Here is a 2,566-nt window from a genome sequence, read left to right as displayed (position 1 = left end):
GGCTCGGGCTCGGGCTCGGGCTCGGGCTCGGGCTCGGGCTCAGGTTCCGGCTCGGGCTCCGGCTCGGCCTCCGACTCAGGGACGATCACGGCCTCCGGCTCCGGCTCGGCCTCCGGCTCGGCGCGCTCGCCGAACTCGACCGCGGCGGCCCGGACCACGCCCGCGACGATCGGGAGCGACACGTCGGCGTCGCCGTCCTCCTGCAGCACCAGCGTCCCGCCGGTCATGCCCGGCACGAATCGTTCGGACCAGGTCGTGACCTCGGCCCCGCTGATCTCGTGCGCGGTCGCGGCGGACACCCGCGCCGTCACCTGGCCGCGCACGGCGACGCGGGCGTCGTCGCCCTCGCGCACGATGGCCGCGAACGGAGGGATCGCGGCGAACGATCCGCCGCCGGCCGCGGTGAGCGCGTCCACGATGCCGGAGAAGTCGTCCTGACCGGATCCGACCCGCTCCCAGAGCGTCGAGATCAGCGCCTCGGACGCGTCCGGCGGTAGCGCGACAGCGGCGCGCGGTCCGACCAGCAGATACCAGTCCCCCGATGCGTACACGGCATCCATCACTGCATCCCCCCCATGGCCTCGGCACGCGGGCGCGTGTCCGAGTCGATGTCATCGAAGCCGCCGGCGTTCGCACCGCTGGAGCGGGCGCTCACGTGGATCGCGTCGACGACGACGGCCGTCACGTTGTCGCGCCCGCCGAGTTCGAGCGCACGAGCGACCAGGCGCTCGGCCGCGGCCTGCGGATCCTCGAAGATCGCGAGCATCTCGCTCAGCTCCTGATCGTCGACTTCCGAGCTCAGTCCGTCCGAGCAGATCAGGATCCGGTCTCCGGCGGCCGCGGGGATCATCCAGAAATCGGCTTCCCCTGTGCTGCCCGCACCGATCGCGCGCGTGATGATGTTGCGCCGGCGATCGTGCCGCGCCTCGCTCGCGCCCAGTTCGCCGGCATCGATGAGCTCCTGCACGACCGAGTGGTCGACGGAGATCTGCTCGAGCGCGCGATGGGCGTAGCGGTAGGTCCGCGAGTCCCCGATGTTCATCGCGAGCCAGTACCCGGACCCGTCGACCTCCGCGATCGCGACGCCGCTGAGCGTGGTGCCCGCGCCCGCGGAGCCGTCGTGCGCGATGGCCTCGACCGCCGCCCTCGCGTGCGCCAGCGCGAAGCCGACGTCGTCGATGGTGAGCACGCTGCGGCCGAGCAGTGCCTGGAACTCGCGGACCACCATCATGCTCGCGCGGTCTCCGGCCTGGTGCCCGCCCATCCCGTCGGCGACCAGGAAGAGGGGCGCCTGCGCCAGATGCGAGTCCTCGTTGTGCGCGCGCTTGAGGCCCGTGTCCGTGGCGGCGCCGACGCGCGCGACGATCGGCACGATCATGCGTAGCCCCCGACCGTCACGATCCGCTCGCCGATCTCGATCGCGTCGCCGAGACGGATCCTCACGCGCTCCCCTGGCGGGCATGCGATGCGCACCCCGTCGCGCACGACGGTCGTGCCGTTCGTGGAATGCCGATCGCGCACCCAGCCCCCGGCGTTCTCCGCCGCCGCCTCGAAATGGGTCTTCGACAGCGACAGGGTCTCGTCGCGCACGACGACCACGGACGCTCCGGGCTCTGCGGCGGGATTCCGCCCGAACAGCGTCCGCCCCGACACGATCGCACGGACGCCGTCGTCCCAGACGAACAGCAGCCGGTGGCCGGGAATGCTGATGCGCGTGTCCTCCGCATCGTCGTCCTCGACGTCGACCGCGGCGGGAAGCGGCGCGGAACCAGCGGCACCGGCGGATCCGCTCTGGGCGGAGGCCACCGTCGCGGTGGGCGCCGTCGCGGGCTCGGCGGCGGGATCCTCCGCAGGGGGCGCCGCAGGAGCCGCCGGGGCTGCGGCGAGCGCCGCCTCGGGCCCGGTGACGGGAGTCGGCGCCGGAGCGGCGACCGGCGCCGAAGGGCTGATGCCGGGCACCGTGGTGATCATCGCCGCCTCGTCGGGGTCGGCGATCTGCGGCTGCACCGCCTGCGCCGGCACCACCTGCGGCGGCGCCACCTGGGGCGGCACGGCAGCGGAGGCGACCGGATCGGCCGGGCGCGGGGGCAGAGACGTCACCGTGGCGCCGTCGGGATCGTCCCACGCTGCGACAGGCGCGACGGGCGAGGCGGTCGCGACAGGCACGGCGGCCGCGGCCGGTGACGCCGGGTGCGGCGCCGCGGGCGCAGGCGCCGCAGCGCCGCGGACGTCGAGCACGATCGCGCCCGCCGCCTTGTCGTGCCAGCCCTGGAACAGACCGGATCCGTCGAACAGCGGGGTGAAGTACCCCACCACGATCGCCGTACTCAGGCCGAAGACGATGTTGCGCAGCAGGGCGCGGCCGAAACCGAGCGGGGCACCGGTGTCGGCGCGCACCAGCTGCAGCTTCATGACGCGCATGCCGACGGATCCGCCTCCGCCCTGCATGAAGCAGACGACGAGGAACCAGGCCAGTGCCACGACGAAGGTCGCACCGATCCCGAGCACGAGCCCGCCCGCGCGCGCGGCGGCGTTCTCCTGCGTCAGTCCCGGCAGGGCGGTGGCG

The 2,566-nt window shown here is 73.9% G+C and carries 2 protein-coding genes and 1 pseudogene; all 3 read right to left on the bottom strand.

Going from position 1 to position 2,566, the window contains the following annotated elements:
* Window positions 1–560, bottom strand: a pseudogene (locus B7X32_RS20290) (FHA domain-containing protein); the annotation flags it as partial.
* The gene (locus B7X32_RS20285; protein ID WP_292723896.1) at window positions 560–1,378 is read right to left on the bottom strand and encodes a protein phosphatase 2C domain-containing protein; all 819 of its coding nucleotides are present in this window, start codon (window positions 1,376–1,378) and stop codon (window positions 560–562) included. The pseudogene B7X32_RS20290 and the gene B7X32_RS20285, both read right to left, overlap by 1 nt.
* On the bottom strand, window positions 1,375–2,566 hold a 1,192-nt coding region (locus tag B7X32_RS20280), incomplete at its 5' end, for an RDD family protein (protein ID WP_292723893.1). The genes B7X32_RS20285 and B7X32_RS20280, both read right to left, overlap by 4 nt.

Source organism: Microbacterium sp. 13-71-7 (assembly GCF_002257455.1).
GTDB lineage: Bacteria > Actinomycetota > Actinomycetes > Actinomycetales > Microbacteriaceae > Microbacterium.
This window is presented reverse-complemented; position numbering and strand designations above follow the sequence as displayed.

Coding starts and splice junctions, on each gene's coding strand:
- B7X32_RS20285 (WP_292723896.1), bottom strand. CDS start 1,378: ATGATCGTGCCGATCGTCGCGCGCGTCGGCGCCGCCACGGACACGGGC.